This window comes from Mycobacterium sp. JS623 (assembly GCF_000328565.1).
In the GTDB taxonomy this organism is placed as follows: Bacteria; Actinomycetota; Actinomycetes; order Mycobacteriales; family Mycobacteriaceae; genus Mycobacterium.
On sequence record NC_019966.1, the window covers coordinates 1,108,356 to 1,124,091 of the forward strand.

15 protein-coding genes are annotated in these 15,736 nt (G+C 66.2%); 12 read left to right on the forward strand and 3 right to left on the reverse strand.

What is annotated here, in order from left to right; all coding sequences use genetic code 11:
- Positions 1–94: 94 nt before the first annotated feature.
- The 3 genes from glmM to MYCSM_RS05280 are packed head-to-tail and all read left to right on the forward strand — an operon-like array spanning position 95 to position 3,124.
- On the forward strand, positions 95–1,432 hold the full coding sequence (glmM, locus tag MYCSM_RS05270) for a phosphoglucosamine mutase (protein WP_015305101.1): 1,338 nt from the start codon (positions 95–97) through the stop codon (positions 1,430–1,432).
- A 43-nt stretch (positions 1,433–1,475) separates the two neighbouring features.
- Positions 1,476–1,781, forward strand: coding sequence for a type VII secretion target (locus MYCSM_RS05275; RefSeq protein WP_015305102.1), 306 nt, complete (start codon positions 1,476–1,478; stop codon positions 1,779–1,781).
- A gap of 2 nt (positions 1,782–1,783) precedes the next feature.
- Complete coding sequence (locus MYCSM_RS05280) at positions 1,784–3,124, forward strand: hypothetical protein (protein ID WP_015305103.1); 1,341 nt, start codon at positions 1,784–1,786, stop codon at positions 3,122–3,124.
- Positions 3,125–3,356: 232 nt separating this feature from the next.
- On the opposite strand, the gene MYCSM_RS05285 is transcribed toward MYCSM_RS05280, so the two are convergent.
- Complete coding sequence (locus tag MYCSM_RS05285) at positions 3,357–4,229, reverse strand: LysR family transcriptional regulator (RefSeq protein ID WP_015305104.1); 873 nt, start codon at positions 4,227–4,229, stop codon at positions 3,357–3,359.
- Positions 4,230–4,300: 71 nt separating this feature from the next.
- Between MYCSM_RS05285 and MYCSM_RS05290 the strand changes: the two genes are divergently transcribed.
- The 3 genes from MYCSM_RS05290 (at position 4,301) to MYCSM_RS05300 (ending at position 6,632) form a co-directional block, all read left to right on the forward strand.
- The gene (locus MYCSM_RS05290; protein ID WP_015305105.1) at positions 4,301–5,017 is read left to right on the forward strand and encodes an SDR family oxidoreductase; all 717 of its coding nucleotides are present in this window, start codon (positions 4,301–4,303) and stop codon (positions 5,015–5,017) included.
- A gap of 356 nt (positions 5,018–5,373) precedes the next feature.
- Complete coding sequence (locus MYCSM_RS05295; RefSeq protein ID WP_015305106.1) at positions 5,374–5,838, forward strand: hypothetical protein; 465 nt, start codon at positions 5,374–5,376, stop codon at positions 5,836–5,838.
- Positions 5,839–6,017: 179 nt separating this feature from the next.
- Complete coding sequence (locus MYCSM_RS05300) at positions 6,018–6,632, forward strand: hypothetical protein (RefSeq protein ID WP_157681279.1); 615 nt, start codon at positions 6,018–6,020, stop codon at positions 6,630–6,632.
- A gap of 65 nt (positions 6,633–6,697) precedes the next feature.
- On the opposite strand, the gene MYCSM_RS05305 is transcribed toward MYCSM_RS05300, so the two are convergent.
- Positions 6,698–7,738, reverse strand: a complete 1,041-nt coding sequence (locus MYCSM_RS05305) for an LLM class F420-dependent oxidoreductase (RefSeq protein WP_015305108.1) — start codon at positions 7,736–7,738, stop codon at positions 6,698–6,700.
- A gap of 37 nt (positions 7,739–7,775) precedes the next feature.
- On the reverse strand, positions 7,776–8,621 hold the full coding sequence (locus MYCSM_RS05310; RefSeq protein WP_041311362.1) for a dienelactone hydrolase family protein: 846 nt from the start codon (positions 8,619–8,621) through the stop codon (positions 7,776–7,778).
- A 55-nt stretch (positions 8,622–8,676) separates the two neighbouring features.
- Between MYCSM_RS05310 and glmS the strand changes: the two genes are divergently transcribed.
- The 6 genes from glmS to alr all read left to right on the forward strand — a co-directional run bounded on the left by glmS (position 8,677) and on the right by alr (position 15,734).
- A complete protein-coding gene (glmS, locus tag MYCSM_RS05315) occupies positions 8,677–10,542 on the forward strand; it encodes a glutamine--fructose-6-phosphate transaminase (isomerizing) (RefSeq protein ID WP_015305110.1) in 1,866 nt (621 codons plus the stop codon).
- 89 nt (positions 10,543–10,631) lie between these two features.
- Positions 10,632–10,997 (forward strand): DUF1622 domain-containing protein, encoded by a 366-nt coding sequence (locus tag MYCSM_RS05320; protein ID WP_015305111.1) that lies wholly within the window; start codon positions 10,632–10,634, stop codon positions 10,995–10,997.
- 126 nt (positions 10,998–11,123) lie between these two features.
- Positions 11,124–11,594 (forward strand): CGNR zinc finger domain-containing protein, encoded by a 471-nt coding sequence (locus MYCSM_RS05325; protein ID WP_232425722.1) that lies wholly within the window; start codon positions 11,124–11,126, stop codon positions 11,592–11,594.
- 41 nt (positions 11,595–11,635) lie between these two features.
- Positions 11,636–13,048, forward strand: a complete 1,413-nt coding sequence (locus MYCSM_RS05330; protein ID WP_015305113.1) for an NAD(P)H-hydrate dehydratase — start codon at positions 11,636–11,638, stop codon at positions 13,046–13,048.
- Between the two features lie 19 nt (positions 13,049–13,067).
- Positions 13,068–14,450, forward strand: coding sequence for a glutamate decarboxylase (locus MYCSM_RS05335; protein ID WP_015305114.1), 1,383 nt, complete (start codon positions 13,068–13,070; stop codon positions 14,448–14,450).
- A 117-nt stretch (positions 14,451–14,567) separates the two neighbouring features.
- Entirely contained in the window at positions 14,568–15,734 is a 1,167-nt protein-coding gene (alr, locus tag MYCSM_RS05340) for an alanine racemase (protein WP_041313277.1), read from the forward strand.
- Positions 15,735–15,736: the final 2 nt, after the last annotated feature.

The following is a 15,736-nucleotide window of genomic DNA, read 5'->3' on the forward strand; positions in this document are numbered from 1 at the left end:
GCGCCCAACTGGGTCCGGGCGGTGAGTCGTCTTTACGTCGCGTTTTGGCCTGGCGGTTGGCTCTTTGACCGTCATTTATGAGAAGTTTGTCGGCATGGCTCGACTGTTCGGCACCGACGGGGTGCGCGGAGTCGCCAATCAGGATCTGACCGCCGAGCTGGCGTTGGGACTGGGCTCGGCGGCGGCGCGCCGCCTCGGCAGCGTTGGGGGCCATGCCCGCCGCATCGCCGTGGTGGGCCGCGATCCGCGAGCCAGCAGCGAGATGCTCGAGGCGGCGGTGATCGCCGGGGTGACCAGTGAGGGCGTCGACGCGCTGCGCGTCGGGGTGCTGCCGACACCGGCCGTGGCATACCTGACGAGCGCCTACGACGCCGACTTCGGCGTGATGATCTCGGCGTCGCACAACCCGATGCCCGACAACGGCATCAAGATCTTCGGGCCCGGCGGACACAAGCTCGATGACGCCGCCGAGGACCGCATCGAAGAACTCGTCCACCAGGGTCCGGGCAGCCGGCCGACTGGCGCTGGCATCGGGCGCGTCGTCGACGCTGAGGACGCTTTGGACCGCTACTTGCGCCACGCGAGCAAGGCCGTCACCACGCGGCTGGACGGTCTGACTGTGGTGGTGGACTGCGCGCACGGGGCGGCATCATCTGCTGCGCCTCGCGCATACCGCGCGGCAGGTGCGAACGTCATCGCGATCAACGCCGAGCCCAACGGGCTGAACATCAACGATGGCTGCGGGTCCACGCACATGGACCAGCTCCGGGCCGCGGTGGTCTCACACGGTGCCGACCTCGGACTGGCGCACGACGGGGATGCGGACCGGTGCTTGGCGGTCGATGCCGCGGGCCGGGTGATCGACGGCGACGCGATCATGGTGATCCTCGCGCTGGCGATGCGCGACGCAGGCGAGCTGGCGTCGAACACCTTGGTGGCGACCGTGATGAGCAACCTCGGGCTGCACCTGGCCATGCGCGCCGCGGGCATCGAGGTTCGCACCACCGGCGTGGGTGACCGCTACGTGCTGGAAGAGCTTCGGGCAGGCGAATATTCGCTTGGCGGTGAGCAATCAGGCCACATCGTGATGCCTGCCCTGGGTACGACGGGAGACGGCATCGTCACAGGATTGCGGCTGATGTCGAGGATGGCGCAGACGCGCTTGTCGTTGGCGGCGCTGGCCGAGCCGATGCAGACCCTGCCGCAGGTTTTGATCAACGTGCAGGTCGCCGACAAGGCTACGGTGGCGGATGCGCCGTCGGTGCGCTCGGCGGTGGCCGAGGCCGAGGCGGAGCTCGGGGATAGCGGTCGAATCCTGTTGCGGCCCTCCGGAACCGAACAGGTGGTCCGCGTGATGGTCGAGGCGGCCGACGAGGACACCGCGCGACAGGTGGCCGTACGGGTCGCAGAGTCGGTGAGCGACCAACGCTGAAATTGGTTGGAACCGGCGGGGCTTCACCGGCGTCCTAGCGTGTATGGGACAAGCTGAGGTCGCCCGTGTCGACGTGTCGGCGCTGCACGCAGTGGCGCGCCAATACGAGACGGTCGCCGACATCGTCGACGGTGCGGTGCGCACGCATTTGTCCGGGTTGATGTTCGACGGTGCCGCGGCGGGCCGTGCGCACGTGGCACGTGGTGACGGACTACGCACGGCCGTCGACCACGTCGTGGACCAACTCTGGCAGTGGTCCATAGCCGCGGCCGAAATTGCCGCGGCGTTGCGTACATCTGCCGATCGGTACACCGAGGCCGATGTCAGCGCTGCCCGGCGAGTGGGGTAACGGTGGCCGAAAAGTATGATGTTGCAGCACGATTGGCGGAAGGGCAGCCGTCGGTCGATGACGTTCAGACATATGTGTGGGCCTGTCACATGCTGGGCTACGCGGATCCGGATCTGACGCTGCACGCCGCGCAGGTACGCGATTGGTACGGCACCGAGGACGGCCTCGATCTGCGTGCGCTTGACGCCGACTGTGCTGCGCTCGAGGCGGCGGTGGCGGCGACGGAAGATGCGCTGGCGCGCCAGGACATTGTCGCGTTGTCGGCGGCCTGGCAGGGTGACGGTGCTGACGCGTCGCAGGCGTTCCTGCGCCGACATGGTGAAGCATCTGCGGCTGCGGCGGCTGCGGTGCGCACATCGGCGGATGCGTTGGCGGCGCTGCGGGATAACTTGTGGCAGACCGTCGATGGGAAGGTGTCCGCCGCGATCGCCGCCGCTGGCCGGGCGCCGAAGGACTGGTTGGCGGCCGCGCATACGGTGACGACGGGTGCAGGCGATCGTGCGGCAGCCAGTGAACGAATCGATCATGAGGTTAAGCCATTCGTCGACAACGACATTCGCGACGGGTGGCTGACCGCGATGCGTTCGGCGATGGCTGCCGTGACGGATCTGTACGACGCGGCGACTGCTGAGCTGACCGCCGAAGCGGACGCGGTATTCCAAGTGCCCGGTGATCTCGGTCCGTCGTGGACGCCGCCGCCGCGTGACGAGGACGCCGTCACGGTACCGGCGGCGGCGAGTGTGGTGGCGCCGCCGGTTGGGGCGTTGCCGTTGTGGAATGCATCGGGCGCCCCGCCGCCGGCGCCGGCGCCTGCGGTGCCCCCGCCGATGCCCGCGCCAGCGCCTGCACCGCCCGTCGACGCGGCCTCGACCGCACCCGCGATGGCAGCACCGCCGTCGATGCCCTCACTCGGTGGAATGCCGGAAATCGGCAGCGGTTTATCAGGATTCGGGCAGCAGCTCGCCGACGCATTCGGCAGTCTGCTCGGGTCGGCCGACGACACATTGGATACCCCCGGCATCGACGATCCGAAGATCGACGACGGATTGGACGACGATCCGGAAAACGACGACTCGGAAGATGACGAGTCCGTTGACCCTGCAGCGGATGTAAACGGTTCGCCCGCCGAGGAGGAACCGGGTGAGGAGGCTGTCCCAAAGCCTGCCTGCGAACCGGCCGACACTCCGATTGAGCCGCCGCCACCCGTCGAGCCGGCGCCCACTCCGGTGCCGGAGCCGTCGCCTGATCCTGCGCCGCCGGCAGAACCCGCGGCGCCGGAACCCGTCGCTGCCGAAACGCCGTGTGAAATCGCGGCCGACGAACTACCACAAGTGGGCGAGTGACAGAGTTGCCGTCCGTCTGACGGGGCCGCACCTCGGGTAACCAAGGATCGTCCGGGTCGTGCGCGGGCTACGCACACGCGAAGCCGTCCTCCCCGGCGCGGCATTTTCCGCTACGCCGACGACTCCGACTCGTTGTTCGGGGTGGGGCCATGGCTGCCTGCGCTGTACTTCGCGTTCGGCGTCGTCGTTGCCCTACTCGCCGAAATCGCTGCGAAGGATCGGCAGCCAAGCGTCAGATCGTCTGCGTCCGGCATGCCAGCGCCGCGTTGACGAATGCATCGCGGGCCGGGTTCTCGATCGCCGCATCCCAGATCAGCGTGACCTGGCTGGGACCGATGTCCTGAATCGGCAGGACGCGAACATCCGGCCTGCGGTAGAACGCGGACGTCGACCGAGGCAAGATCACGAAACCCGCCTGCGCCGCAACGAGTTCCAGCTTTTCCTCCACGGTGTGCGCCATCTGGCCGGCGCGGCGATGCTCCGGGGTTGCGATGGCGTACCACTCCGGCACCGTGGCAGGGTCCTGGAGCAGTCGCTTGGATGCCAGATCATCAAGCCGGACCGACCGCTTCTTCGCGAGTGGATCCGAGACGGGCAATACGACGACTCGCGGCTCCTCCAGCAGTGGTGCGCTGCCCAGTCCGTGGTGATCAATCGGCTCGCGGGCGTAGACCACGTCGACCTCGCCGCGATGCACGACATCGATCTGATCGGTCCATCCGACTTGCACCACTATGGCTCGCCGCGAGGGGTCGCCGCCTTCGAACGCCGCGGCGGCAGCCGTCGCCAAAAGGCCGGGCATGACGCCGACGGTTACCGTCACCGTCGGATCGGCAGCACGAGACAGGCGCTGCTGCAACGCTTTTACTTCAGAAAGCAGAAACCGGGCATCGTCGAGCAGCTGCTTGCCCGCAATGGTCAATTCCGTTCCACGAGAGTCGCGGACGAACAACCGCGCGCCGATCTCGCTTTCGAACGACCGGATCTGGCGCGACAGGACGGGCTGCGCGATGTGCAGTCGTTCTGCTGCGCGACCAAAGTTCAGTTCTTCGGCGACTGCCACGAAGTAGCGGAGTTTGCGCATGTCGAGGTCGCGGGCGGTCATACCCACAGGGTATCGCTCGACGACGAAAAGGGTCTTGGACTCTGCGCACATTCCGGCCCGACAGTGGAGAGATGAGCCTGAAAAACGCACGAGTCCTCGTTATCGGCGGCACCTCCGGCATAGGCCTCGGCGTCGCATCCGCCGCCGCTGATCGCGGAGCCACTCCGATCGTGGTGTCCCGCCGGCGGTCCAGCGTCGACCACGCACTGGCCCAACTGCCGGAGCATGCGCGCGGCGCCGCCCTCGACCTCACCGATCTAGCGGCAGTGCAGCGCCTGGCCGCCGACATCGGTGCCATCGAACACCTCGTGTTCACCGCGGGCGAGTCTCTTCAACTGGCGCCGCTGGCCGATCTCACCCCCGACGTCATCACCGGCTTCTTTCAGACGCGGTTCGTCGGCGCGCTGACCGCGGTGCGGGCGTTCGCGCCGCACATCACGGCGGACGGGTCGATCACGCTGACAAGTGGCACCGCTGCGGAACAACCGGGCTTCGGTGCTCTACCGGTGAGCATCTGCGGCGCGATGAACGCGCTGACCAAGGCGCTCGCGGTGGAGTTGGCGCCGATTCGAGTCAATGCCGTGGCGCCTGGTGTCGTGCGTACCCCGCTGTGGGATGCGATGAGCGAAGCGGACCGCCAAAACATGTACACCCAAGCCGCGCAACAACTTCCATTGGGTCGGATCGGCGAGGTGGCCGACACGGCGTTGGCATACATCTATTGCATGGAGCAGGCATTCGGCACCGGCACCGTATTGACCGTCGACGGCGGGACGGTGTTGGTTTAGGACTCGCCGAGCCTCGTTCTGAGCAGCGGAATCTGGCCCCGCGAGAGCGAGCGCCCCCAAAAATAGGGAACCCTCCCCATTCAATCGCGACCGTCTGCGCGAATGGCAACCTTGCAGACAACCTGTGAGCACGCTGAACGAGCGGCTGGCCACTTCTCGTTTAGGCGCACGACTTCTGAGCCGCGATTGCACGTTTCATTGCCCGACTCGCTGACGTCGCGAGCCATCACTGCGCCACCGGCGTACATCTTTCGCAGGGACTGCGAGGCCTCCAACGTGGGCCAAGAATCCTCCAAGCCGACAGGCGCAGCATCTGTACGGACAAGCCACAGACATCCGCCTGGAAGGAACCTGACATGACAAGGCGTCACACGCTCGCGCTGATCGCTGCGGCGACCGCTGCAGCCGTGGCAGCCCTCGGCTCGGCAGCATCAGCGCACGCCCAGACGTATGACTACTTTCAGTCACCCTCCGGGAACATCGGCTGCGAGATGATCAAATCCGATGACGGTACGGGTTTTGTCACATGCAAGACCAAAGATCACGCCTGGGTGGCGCCATCGACATCGGGCAGTGACTGCGAGTTCGCCGGCTCCGACTTGAAGCTGTCCCAAGGGAAGGCGCCCTGCGTAGGCGTCTGGCCGAGTCAGATCTTCCTCCTGCAGGACCCGCAATACGGCGGGTTGCAGACACTCGACTACGGACAGACACGCTCGATTGGGACGATAACTTGCACAAGCGAGCCTTCGGGCGTGGCCTGCACCGACAGCATCACGGGCCATTTCTTCCGTGTATCGCGGGAGTCCTACGAGCTGGGATGAGACGAACGGTGAAGCGAAACTCTTATACTGTCATAGCTCTTTCGGCGGGGATAGTCGCAGCCACAGCATCGGCCCCAGTAGCCGCCGCTAACCCGGCGCCAACGAGTGTTGAGCAGCTTTGCGCTGCACAACAATGGCCAAGGCCCGTGCCTGATGTCGTCGGGACAAACCTCGATGACGTGACTGTCCAAGGGGCACTGAGCTGTTGGGACGAGGTTCGCGCAGTCGCGCCGGACGGACACGATCCGATCAACAATCCGACCCGTGCCGCCGATGCGGTTGGATACCGCATTACCGCCCTGTCACCACCGCCTGGCACTCCCGTCGAGCGCGACGATGTGGTGACGGTCCAGGTGGTCAGTGTTGACCGGCAGGCACCGCCAGCATTTCAGCCCTGTGCGTGGGTAACGACCGATGAAGCCTCAGGCATCCTCGGTGGCCCGGCTACCGCCGAGCCGATATTGGACTCGGCCGAATCGGTCGAATTGGCTTGCGCCTATGAGAGATCGCAGGACCGTGGCGTCGAATCCGAGCTACTGCTGCCTGGCGCCTTCCCGGTCGATGCTCCGTCGATGCTCGCGCTCGCGACTGCTGCCGCGAAAAACCCCACGACCGTCGATGGGCTTGGCATCCAAGCCGTGTGCTTGTTCAATCCGGGGACGACGCCGCCATCGACCGCGTTGCTCGTCGTCCTCAGTGGCAACCGGCTCTATCGAGCCGTCGGAAAGTACTACATGCGTTGCGATTCGCTGAAGGAATTCGCACGAACGGCGATCGGCCGCATCGGCGCATAGCCGTCGCTCTCACATGAAAGGACCACCGAAATGACCCTCGAGCACACCGGAGTCGCGGCACTGTACTAACGCAGCAGCGCCTGCAATTCCTCGACGAAGCGCACGGATTCGCGTCGGTCACCCGAAAGTGGCTGCAGCAGAAGCGTGGTCGCACCGCTCTCGGCGAACGCGGCGAGCCGCTCCTTGACGTAGCTGCGTGGGCCGACAAGCGACACATGCCGCACCAGTTCGTCGGGCACCGCAGCGATAGCCTCTTCCTTCTTGCCGCCGAGGTAGAGGTCCTGGATGTGGTTGGCGACGTCGCCGAATCCATAGCGGGTCGCCAGATTGTGGTAAAAGTTCTTGCCGCGTGCACCCATGCCGCCGATGTAGAGCGCTAATTGTGGCTTCACCCAAGCCAATCGATCGTCGACATCGTCGCCGATCGCCAACGGAGCACTCACCATGATGTCGAGCGGTCCCAACGTCGAATCGCGCTTCGCATAACCCGCCCGCAGCGACTCGCCCCACACACCGTCGGCCTTCTCCGGGTAGAAGAACACCGGCTGCCAACCCTCGGCGATCTCCGCGGTGAGCTCAACGTTCTTCGGTCCCAGCGCAGCGATCGTAATCGGAATGCGTTCGCGGACAGGATGATTGATCAGCTGAAGCGGCTTACCCAGTCCGGTGCCCTGGTCTGCGGGCAGCGGAACCTGGTAGTACTTGCCGTCGTAGGAGACGCGTTCGCGACGCCACACCTGACGGCAGATCTCGACCACCTCGCGGGTCCGGCCGAGCGGCGCATCGAAGGGCACGCCATGGAAGCCCTCTATCACCTGGGGCCCTGATGTGCCGATGCCGAGTCGGAAGCGGCCGTTGGACACGTAGTCGAGCCCGGCCGCAGTCATCGCCAGCAGCGACGGGGTGCGGATATAGATCGGGACGACGCCGGTGCCCAACTCGATCCGCGACGTCTTGGCCGCCAGGAAGCCCAACTGGCTGATTGCGTCGTACGAGTAGGCCTCGGCGACCAGTGCAATGTCGACGCCGACCTTCTCCAGTTCGACGACCTCGTCGACCGCCTCTAAAAAGCCGCCGGCGTAGTTGAGAAAGATCCCTGTACGCATTACGAAGTTATACCCCCAACCGGTTGGTTGGCCACCATCAGGGCTTCAGAAGCGCGATGACCTTGTTCTCCATGTCCACCGGATCGTCAGCGAATGGATCAACGGCGGACGCCTTCGGCAGGTCGATTTCGGGGTCGGCGAAGTCGGCATACGCCTTGTCACCGGTCAGGGTGTGCAGCAGATAGCCGGTCAGCAGTGCGCGCACCACCTTCTGCGTGCTTCGGTCGGCGCCGGGCAGCCCGACGACGCGCGCCAGCCGCCTGCCCTCGATCAGACCGCCTGCCTCGGCCTTGTCCACCGTACGAAGCGTCGCACCCTTCCAGACCCTGGCCAATTCAACGGCGTTGGAGCGCAACGTCATTGGGTCGCCCGGCGCGGTTAGCACCAGGCCGGGCACCGGCAGTGACGCCGCAGGTTGCTCTGCGGGTGGCTTGGTCACCGTGGGAAACATCGCGACGACGGCCTTTGGCTTGACGGGCATTCCCGCCGCGGCGAACACCGCAGCCGATCCGCCGAACCCGTGCCCGACCACACCCAGCTTCGTCGGATGAACGCTGATTTTTCCCGGACCTAGCCGCACGCCCGCGACGATGTCGAGGGCCGTACCCAGATCGAACGCGAGATTGAGCACCGACGGCGCCACGCTCGTCTCGGTATCGGGCGCAGCCGCCACGATGCCCCACGATGCCAGATGCTCCAGCGTGCCCTCGTAGCGCTCGGTTGCCGCTAGCCAGTCGTGACCGAATGCCACACCCGCCAGGTTCAGCCCCGACTCCGGGGTATAGACGACGCCGCTCATACCGGCAAAGGCCAGGTCACCACGTAGAACGCGGTGCGGTCCGCGTCGGGTCAAAGCGGTGAAGAGCTTCTTCGTGCGGGCCACCATCGAACCGTAGCGCAGCAGGTGTGGCGCAGCTCTTGCACTACCCTGGATGCCTATGTGTGGAATCGTCGGCTACGTCGGGCAGCGGCCTGCCTGCGACATCGTCGTCGATGCGCTGCGCCGCATGGAGTACCGGGGCTACGACTCGTCCGGGGTCGCCCTGCTCGACGGCCGCGGCGGGCTGACAGTCCGTCGGCGCGCGGGCAGGCTGGCCAACCTGGAGGCCGCCCTCGCGGAGACCGACGACGTCAGCCTCGTCGGCAGTACCGGCGTCGGCCACACCCGCTGGGCCACGCATGGCAGGCCCACCGATCGCAATGCCCACCCCCATCGCGACGCCGCAGGCAAGATCGCGGTCGTCCACAACGGGATCATCGAGAACTACGCGCCGTTGCGCGCCGAACTGGAAGCCGCAGGCGTCGAGTTCGCGAGCGATACCGATACCGAGGTCGCGGTCCACCTGGTTTCCCGGCAGTACAACGACGGCGACACCGTGGGCGACTTCGCGGCTTCCGTGCTCGCGGTGCTGCGCCGACTCGAGGGCCACTTCACACTGGTCTTCGCCAACGCGGACGAACCGGGCATGATCGTCGCCGCCCGCCGGTCCACCCCGCTGGTGGTCGGTGTCGGCGACGGCGAGATGTTCATCGGTTCGGACGTCGCCGCGTTCATCGAGCACACCCGCGACGCAGTCGAACTCGGTCAGGACCAGGCGGTGGTGATCACTGCCGACGGTTACCGCATCACCGACTTCCACGGCGATCCCAACGTCGACTTCCGCGAGTTTCATATCGACTGGGACATGTCGGCCGCTGAAAAGGGTGGCTACGAGTACTTCATGCTCAAGGAGATCGCCGAGCAGCCCGCCGCGGTTTCCGACACACTGCTCGGCCACTTCGCCGACGGCCGCATCGTGCTCGACGAGCAACGGCTGTCCGACCAGGAGCTGCGCGAAATCGACAAGGTCTTCGTCGTGGCCTGCGGCACCGCCTATCACTCCGGACTGCTTGCCAAGTACGCGATCGAGCACTGGACGCGGTTGCCGGTCGAGGTCGAGCTTGCCAGCGAATTCCGTTACCGCGACCCGGTTTTGGACAGTCACACCCTGGTCGTCGCCATCTCGCAGTCCGGCGAGACCGCAGACACGCTGGAGGCGGTGCGCCACGCCAAGGAGCAGAAGGCCAAGGTGCTGGCCATCTGCAACACCAACGGCAGCCAGATCCCGCGCGAGTGCGACGCGGTGCTCTACACCCGAGCCGGGCCGGAGATCGGCGTCGCGTCTACCAAGACGTTCCTCGCCCAGATCGCCGCGAATTACCTTGTCGGACTTGCCCTTGCGCAGGCCCGCGGCACCAAGTATCCCGATGAGGTAGAGCGCGAATACCGCGATCTGGAGGCCATGCCCGATCTCGTCGCGCGGGTGCTCGAGACCGCCGAACCCGTCGCTGCGCTGGCGCATCGGTTCGCGCAATCGCAGACGGTGCTGTTCCTCGGCCGCCACGTCGGCTACCCCGTCGCGCTCGAAGGTGCCCTCAAGCTCAAGGAATTGGCGTACATGCACGCCGAGGGGTTCGCGGCCGGTGAGCTCAAGCACGGGCCGATCGCGTTGATCGAAGACGACCTGCCAGTGATCGTCGTGATGCCATCGCCCAAGAATTCCCCGACGCTGCACGCCAAGCTGCTGTCCAATATCCGGGAGATCCAGGCCCGCGGCGCGGTCACTATCGTCATCGCCGAGGAAGGCGACGACACCGTCCGGCCGCATGCCGATCACCTGGTCGAGATACCCGCGGTGTCAACGCTTTTCCAGCCGCTGCTGTCGACCATTCCGCTGCAGATCTTCGCCGCAGGTGTCGCGCAGGCCCGTGGCTACGACGTGGACAAGCCCCGTAATCTGGCGAAGTCCGTCACCGTCGAGTAGTGCCGAGCGTCGGACATCAAGAGTGGGCATCGACCTGCTGGGACGGCGTGTCGTCACCGTAGCCGCGCTGACAGTGACACCATGACGTCGTGTCTCTCGTCGAGATCATCGAGGGAATCGGCACGACGATCGACGCGATCGGTGTCGCCGTCATCGCAGGCGGCGCGATCCTGGCCGTCTTCCTGACGATCGGCCGGGCTCGCCAGGAGGACGGCAGCGCATACGAATTCTTCCGGCGGCGCCTCGGCCGCGCGATCCTCCTCGGGCTCGAATTCCTGGTCGCCGCAGACATCATCCGCACCGTCGCGGTCACCCCGAGCGGCGAGAGCGTGGCGGTGCTCGGCGGCATCGTGCTGATCCGAACGTTCCTCAGCTTTTCGCTCCAACTGGAGGTGACGGGGGCGTGGCCGTGGCAACAGCGCTCCGCTGCTGTCGACAAGACACAGGGCCACTGATGCGAACTGGCAGGCGTGCCGTGCAGCAACACCACGGCGGGCGCTGTGGATGAGCCTGCTCGCGGTAGAAGATCCGGCGGTCAACGCCCTTGAACCTAACCTGTCAAGAGTTCTATGATGGTTAGCATGTCTTCGGCGGTGGATTGGCAGGTTGTCCTGCTGGACCTGCTCAACACCACGCCGGTGATCGACGGGCAGATGGTCGACAAGCTGGACGCGCGCTGGCTGCGCGCGCACGGCGCGCCCAAGGGGACTGACGTCCGGGACCTGCGTGATGACCTGCAACGTGTCGTGCGGATGGAAGTCGACGCGTCAGTCCTGCGTCGCTACCTCACCGATGCGCGTCAGCTACCTGACATTGGGCCCGACGGCGTCGCCTGGTCGCTTGAGGCCGATTGGCCAGCGCGCGTAGTGCTGACGTGGGGCGAGTTGGAGCGGGATATGCCGGGCCGGTTGCGCCCCTGTGCCAACAAAGAGTGCCTGCAATTCCTCATCGACCATTCGCGCGCCGGCACCGCCCGCTGGTGCTCGATGAGTGGCTGCGGCAACCGGATGAAGGCGCGCCGGCACTACAGCCGCACGAAGAGCGGAGCCTGAAACCTCGCTGTGACCGTCGCGCGCATGGAATCCTGGCTGGAATGCGGCACTACTACACCGCCGATGAGATCCGCGAAGCCGAAGCGCCGCTTCTTGCGTCGCTGCCCGACGGCGGGCTCATGCGACGGGCCGCGTTCGGGTTGGCCACCGCGATCGTCCGTGAACTGGTTCTGCTGACCGGCGGCATCGCCGGACGCCGGGTATGCGCCGTCGTCGGCTCCGGTGACAACGGAGGCGACGCGCTGTGGGCGGCGACGTTCCTGCGCCGCCGGGGCGTCGCCGCCGCAGCGGTTCTGCTTAATCCGGAGCGCACCCACAGGGCGGCGTTGGCGGCCTTCACCAGAGCGGGCGGCATCGTGGTGGAAAGCGTCCCCGCGACAACCGATCTGGTGATCGACGGCGTCGTCGGGATCTCCGGCTCCGGACCGCTGCGGCCGAACGCCGCGGAAGTCTTCGCGAATGTGTCCGCCCCCGTCGTCGCGGTCGACATCCCAAGCGGCATCGATGTGCAAACCGGGGCGGCCGACGGTCCGCATGTGCACGCCACCCTCACTGTGACGTTCGGCGGGTTGAAACCCGTTCACGCCCTTGGCGATTGCGGACGCGTCGAGTTGGTCGACATCGGCCTCGACTTACCGTCCACCGACATGCTGGGTTTCGACGCCGAAGACGTCGCTGCCCGTTGGCCGAAGCCCGGCCCGAAAGATGACAAGTACACGCAGGGCGTCACCGGCATCCTGGCCGGCTCGGCGACTTATCCCGGCGCAGCCGTGCTGTGCACGGGAGCGGCCGTTGCCGCGACCTCCGGCATGGTCCGCTACGCGGGAAGTGCGGGTCCGCAGGTTCTTTCACAATGGCCGGAAGTGATCGCCGCGCCAAGCCCCCAAGCATCGGGACGTGTGCAGGCGTGGGCGGTCGGTCCCGGTCTCGGCACCGACGAAACCGGCGCCGCTGCACTGGCTTTCGCGTTGGCCACCGATCTGCCGGTGATCGTTGACGCCGACGGACTGACAATTCTCGCTGCACACCCCGATCTCATCGGGGGCCGTAAAGCTTCAACCGTATTGACGCCACACGCAGGCGAATTCGAGCGGTTGGCCGGCGCTCCGCCCGGCAGCGATCGCGTCGCAGCCACCCGCAAGTTGGCCGACCGGCTCGGTGCGACCGTGCTGTTGAAGGGCAACGTCACGATCGTCGCCGAGCCCGGGGGATCGGTCTACCTCAATCCGGCCGGCCAATCATGGGCCGCCACGGCGGGCTCGGGCGACGTGCTGTCGGGCATCATCGGCGCCCTGCTGGCCGCCGGACTGCAAGCCGGCGAGGCGGCCGCTGCTGCCGCGTTCGTGCATGCCCGCGCCGCCAACTTGTCGGCAGCCGACCCCGGACCGCATGCGGCGCCGACGTCGGCTTCGCGCATCCTTGCCCACGTCCGCGCCGCCATCGCTTCGCTATAGGCTCGAGAAAGGACTTACCGTGTCGCACAAGCACACTCATGGCCCGCAGATCGCCCCCGCCTACACGGGGCGACTGGCGATGGCCCCGGTCCCGTCGCTGCGGATGCCCGATGAGGCGATGGATCCCGATGCCGCGTACCGCTTCATCCACGACGAACTGATGCTCGACGGCAGCAGCCGGCTGAACCTCGCGACGTTCGTCACAACGTGGATGGACCCTCAGGCGGCGACGCTGATGGCCGAGACATTCGACAAGAACATGATCGACAAGGACGAATACCCCGCCACCGCAGCGATCGAGCAGCGTTGTGTCTGCATGGTGGCCGATCTGTTCCACGCCGAAGACCTGCGCGACGACGACCCATCGAGCGCCACCGGGGTGTCGACGATCGGATCCAGCGAAGCGGTGATGCTGGCCGGGCTGGCGCTGAAGTGGCGCTGGCGCGAGAAAGTTGGCAAGGACTGGAAGGGCCGCACACCGAATCTGGTGATGGGGTCCAACGTTCAGGTGGTGTGGGAGAAGTTCTGCCGCTATTTCGACGTCGAACCGCGCTATCTGCCGATGGAGGAAGGGCGATACATCATCACGCCCGAGCAGGTGATGGACAACATCGACGAGGACACCATTGGCGTGGTTGCGATCCTCGGCACCACATTCACCGGCGAACTGGAGCCGATCGCCGAGATCTGCGCGGCGCTGGACAAACTGGCCGCGGGCGGCGGACTCGACATCCCCGTGCACGTCGACGCGGCCAGCGGTGGCTTCGTGGTGCCGTTCTTGCACCCGGATCTTCAGTGGGACTTCCGGTTGCCACGCGTCGTGTCGATCAATGTCAGCGGGCACAAGTACGGACTGACCTACCCCGGCATCGGCTTCGTGGTGTGGCGCAGCAAGGAGCATCTCCCTGACGACCTGGTCTTCCGGGTCAACTACCTCGGCGGCGATATGCCGACGTTCACGCTGAACTTCTCACGACCGGGCAACCAAGTGGTCGGCCAGTACTACAACTTCCTACGGCTCGGCCGCGCAGGCTATGCACAGGTGATGCAGTGTCTATCGCAGACGGCCCGGTGGCTCGGCGATGCGCTGCGAGAGAGCGAGCACTTCGAGATCATCACCGACGGGTCAGCCATCCCGGTCATCAGCTTCCGGCTGAGAGGCAACCCCGGCTATACCGAATTCGACGTGTCGCATGCGCTGCGCGCCTATGGCTGGCAGGTGCCCGCGTACACGATGCCGGACAACGCCACCGATGTCGCCGTGCTGCGGGTCGTGGTGCGGGAAGGGTTCTCGATGGACCTGGCCAGGGCGCTTCGTGACGACACCATCACCGCGTTGGGCCACCTCGACGAGCTCAAGCCCGGCGGCCATTTCGACGAGGTGCAGCCCTTCGCCCATTGACCTGCGGCGAGTGTGAATCCAGCCTGCTATTCCGGCCCATCGCGTCGCTGAATTCACACTCGGCGGGGCGAAGGCGCGCCGGTGCCCGCCGGCCCCGTCTGGGACAATCGGGGTGTCATGCAAACCACCGAACTCTCGCTGACCCCGACCGCCGCCGCTGAGGCCGTGGTGGACCTCGACGCGATCGCCCACAACGTGCGGTTGCTGCGGGAGCACGCGGGATCGGCCCAGGTGATGGCCGTCGTCAAGGCCGACGGGTACGGACACGGCGCAGTCCAAGTCGGACGAGCGGCGCTGGCCGCGGGCGCGGCCGAACTCGGCGTCGCGACCATCGATGAGGCCCTGGCGCTGCGCCGCGAGGGCATCCGCAGTCCCGTGATCGCGTGGCTACACGCCCCCGGCGCCGACTTCGGCCCCGCACTCCAGGCCGACGTCGAGCTGGGTGTGTCGTCGGTGCGCCAGCTCCGTGAGGTCCTCGACGCGGTAGAGCGCACCAGCCACCCCGCGACCGTGACGGTCAAGGTGGACACCGGACTGAGCCGCAATGGCGTGAGCGCCGCCGAGTATCCGGAAGTACTGACCGTGCTGCGCCGCGCGCAGGCCGATGATGCGGTCCGAGTCCGCGGCATCATGTCGCATCTGGCGCACGGCGACGACCCGGAAAATCCATTCAACGATCTTCAGGCGCAACGCCTTACCGATATGGCGGCGCAGGGTCGCGAGCAGGGGGTGCACTACGAAGTCGTGCACCTGTGCAACTCGCCTGCCGCGATGACCCGCCCCGACTTGGCATTCGACATGGTCCGCCCGGGCATCGCCGTTTACGGTCAGACCCCCATACCCGAGCTCGGTGATATGGGGCTGCGGGCGGCGATGACGCTGAAATGCCCTGTTGCACTGGTCCGTTCAGTGGAGGCGGGCGACGGGGTGTCCTACGGCCACATCTGGGTCGCCGAGCGTGACACCACGTTGGCGCTGCTTCCGATCGGCTATGCCGACGGCGTGTTCCGGACGTTGAGCGGCCGTATCGACGTGTTGATCAACGGGCGGCTCCGGCGCAGCGTCGGCCGTATCTGCATGGACCAGTTCGTGGTCGACCTCGGTCCCGGGGCGGTCGACGTGACCGAGGGCGATGATGCCATTTTGTTCGGGCCTGGCACACAGGGCGAGTCAACGGCACAAGACTGGGCCGATCTCCTCGGCACCATCAACTACGAGGTCGTCACCAGTCCCCGCGGCAGGATCACCCGAACGTATCGTGGAGCGACGGGCCAAAGTCGTTGAGT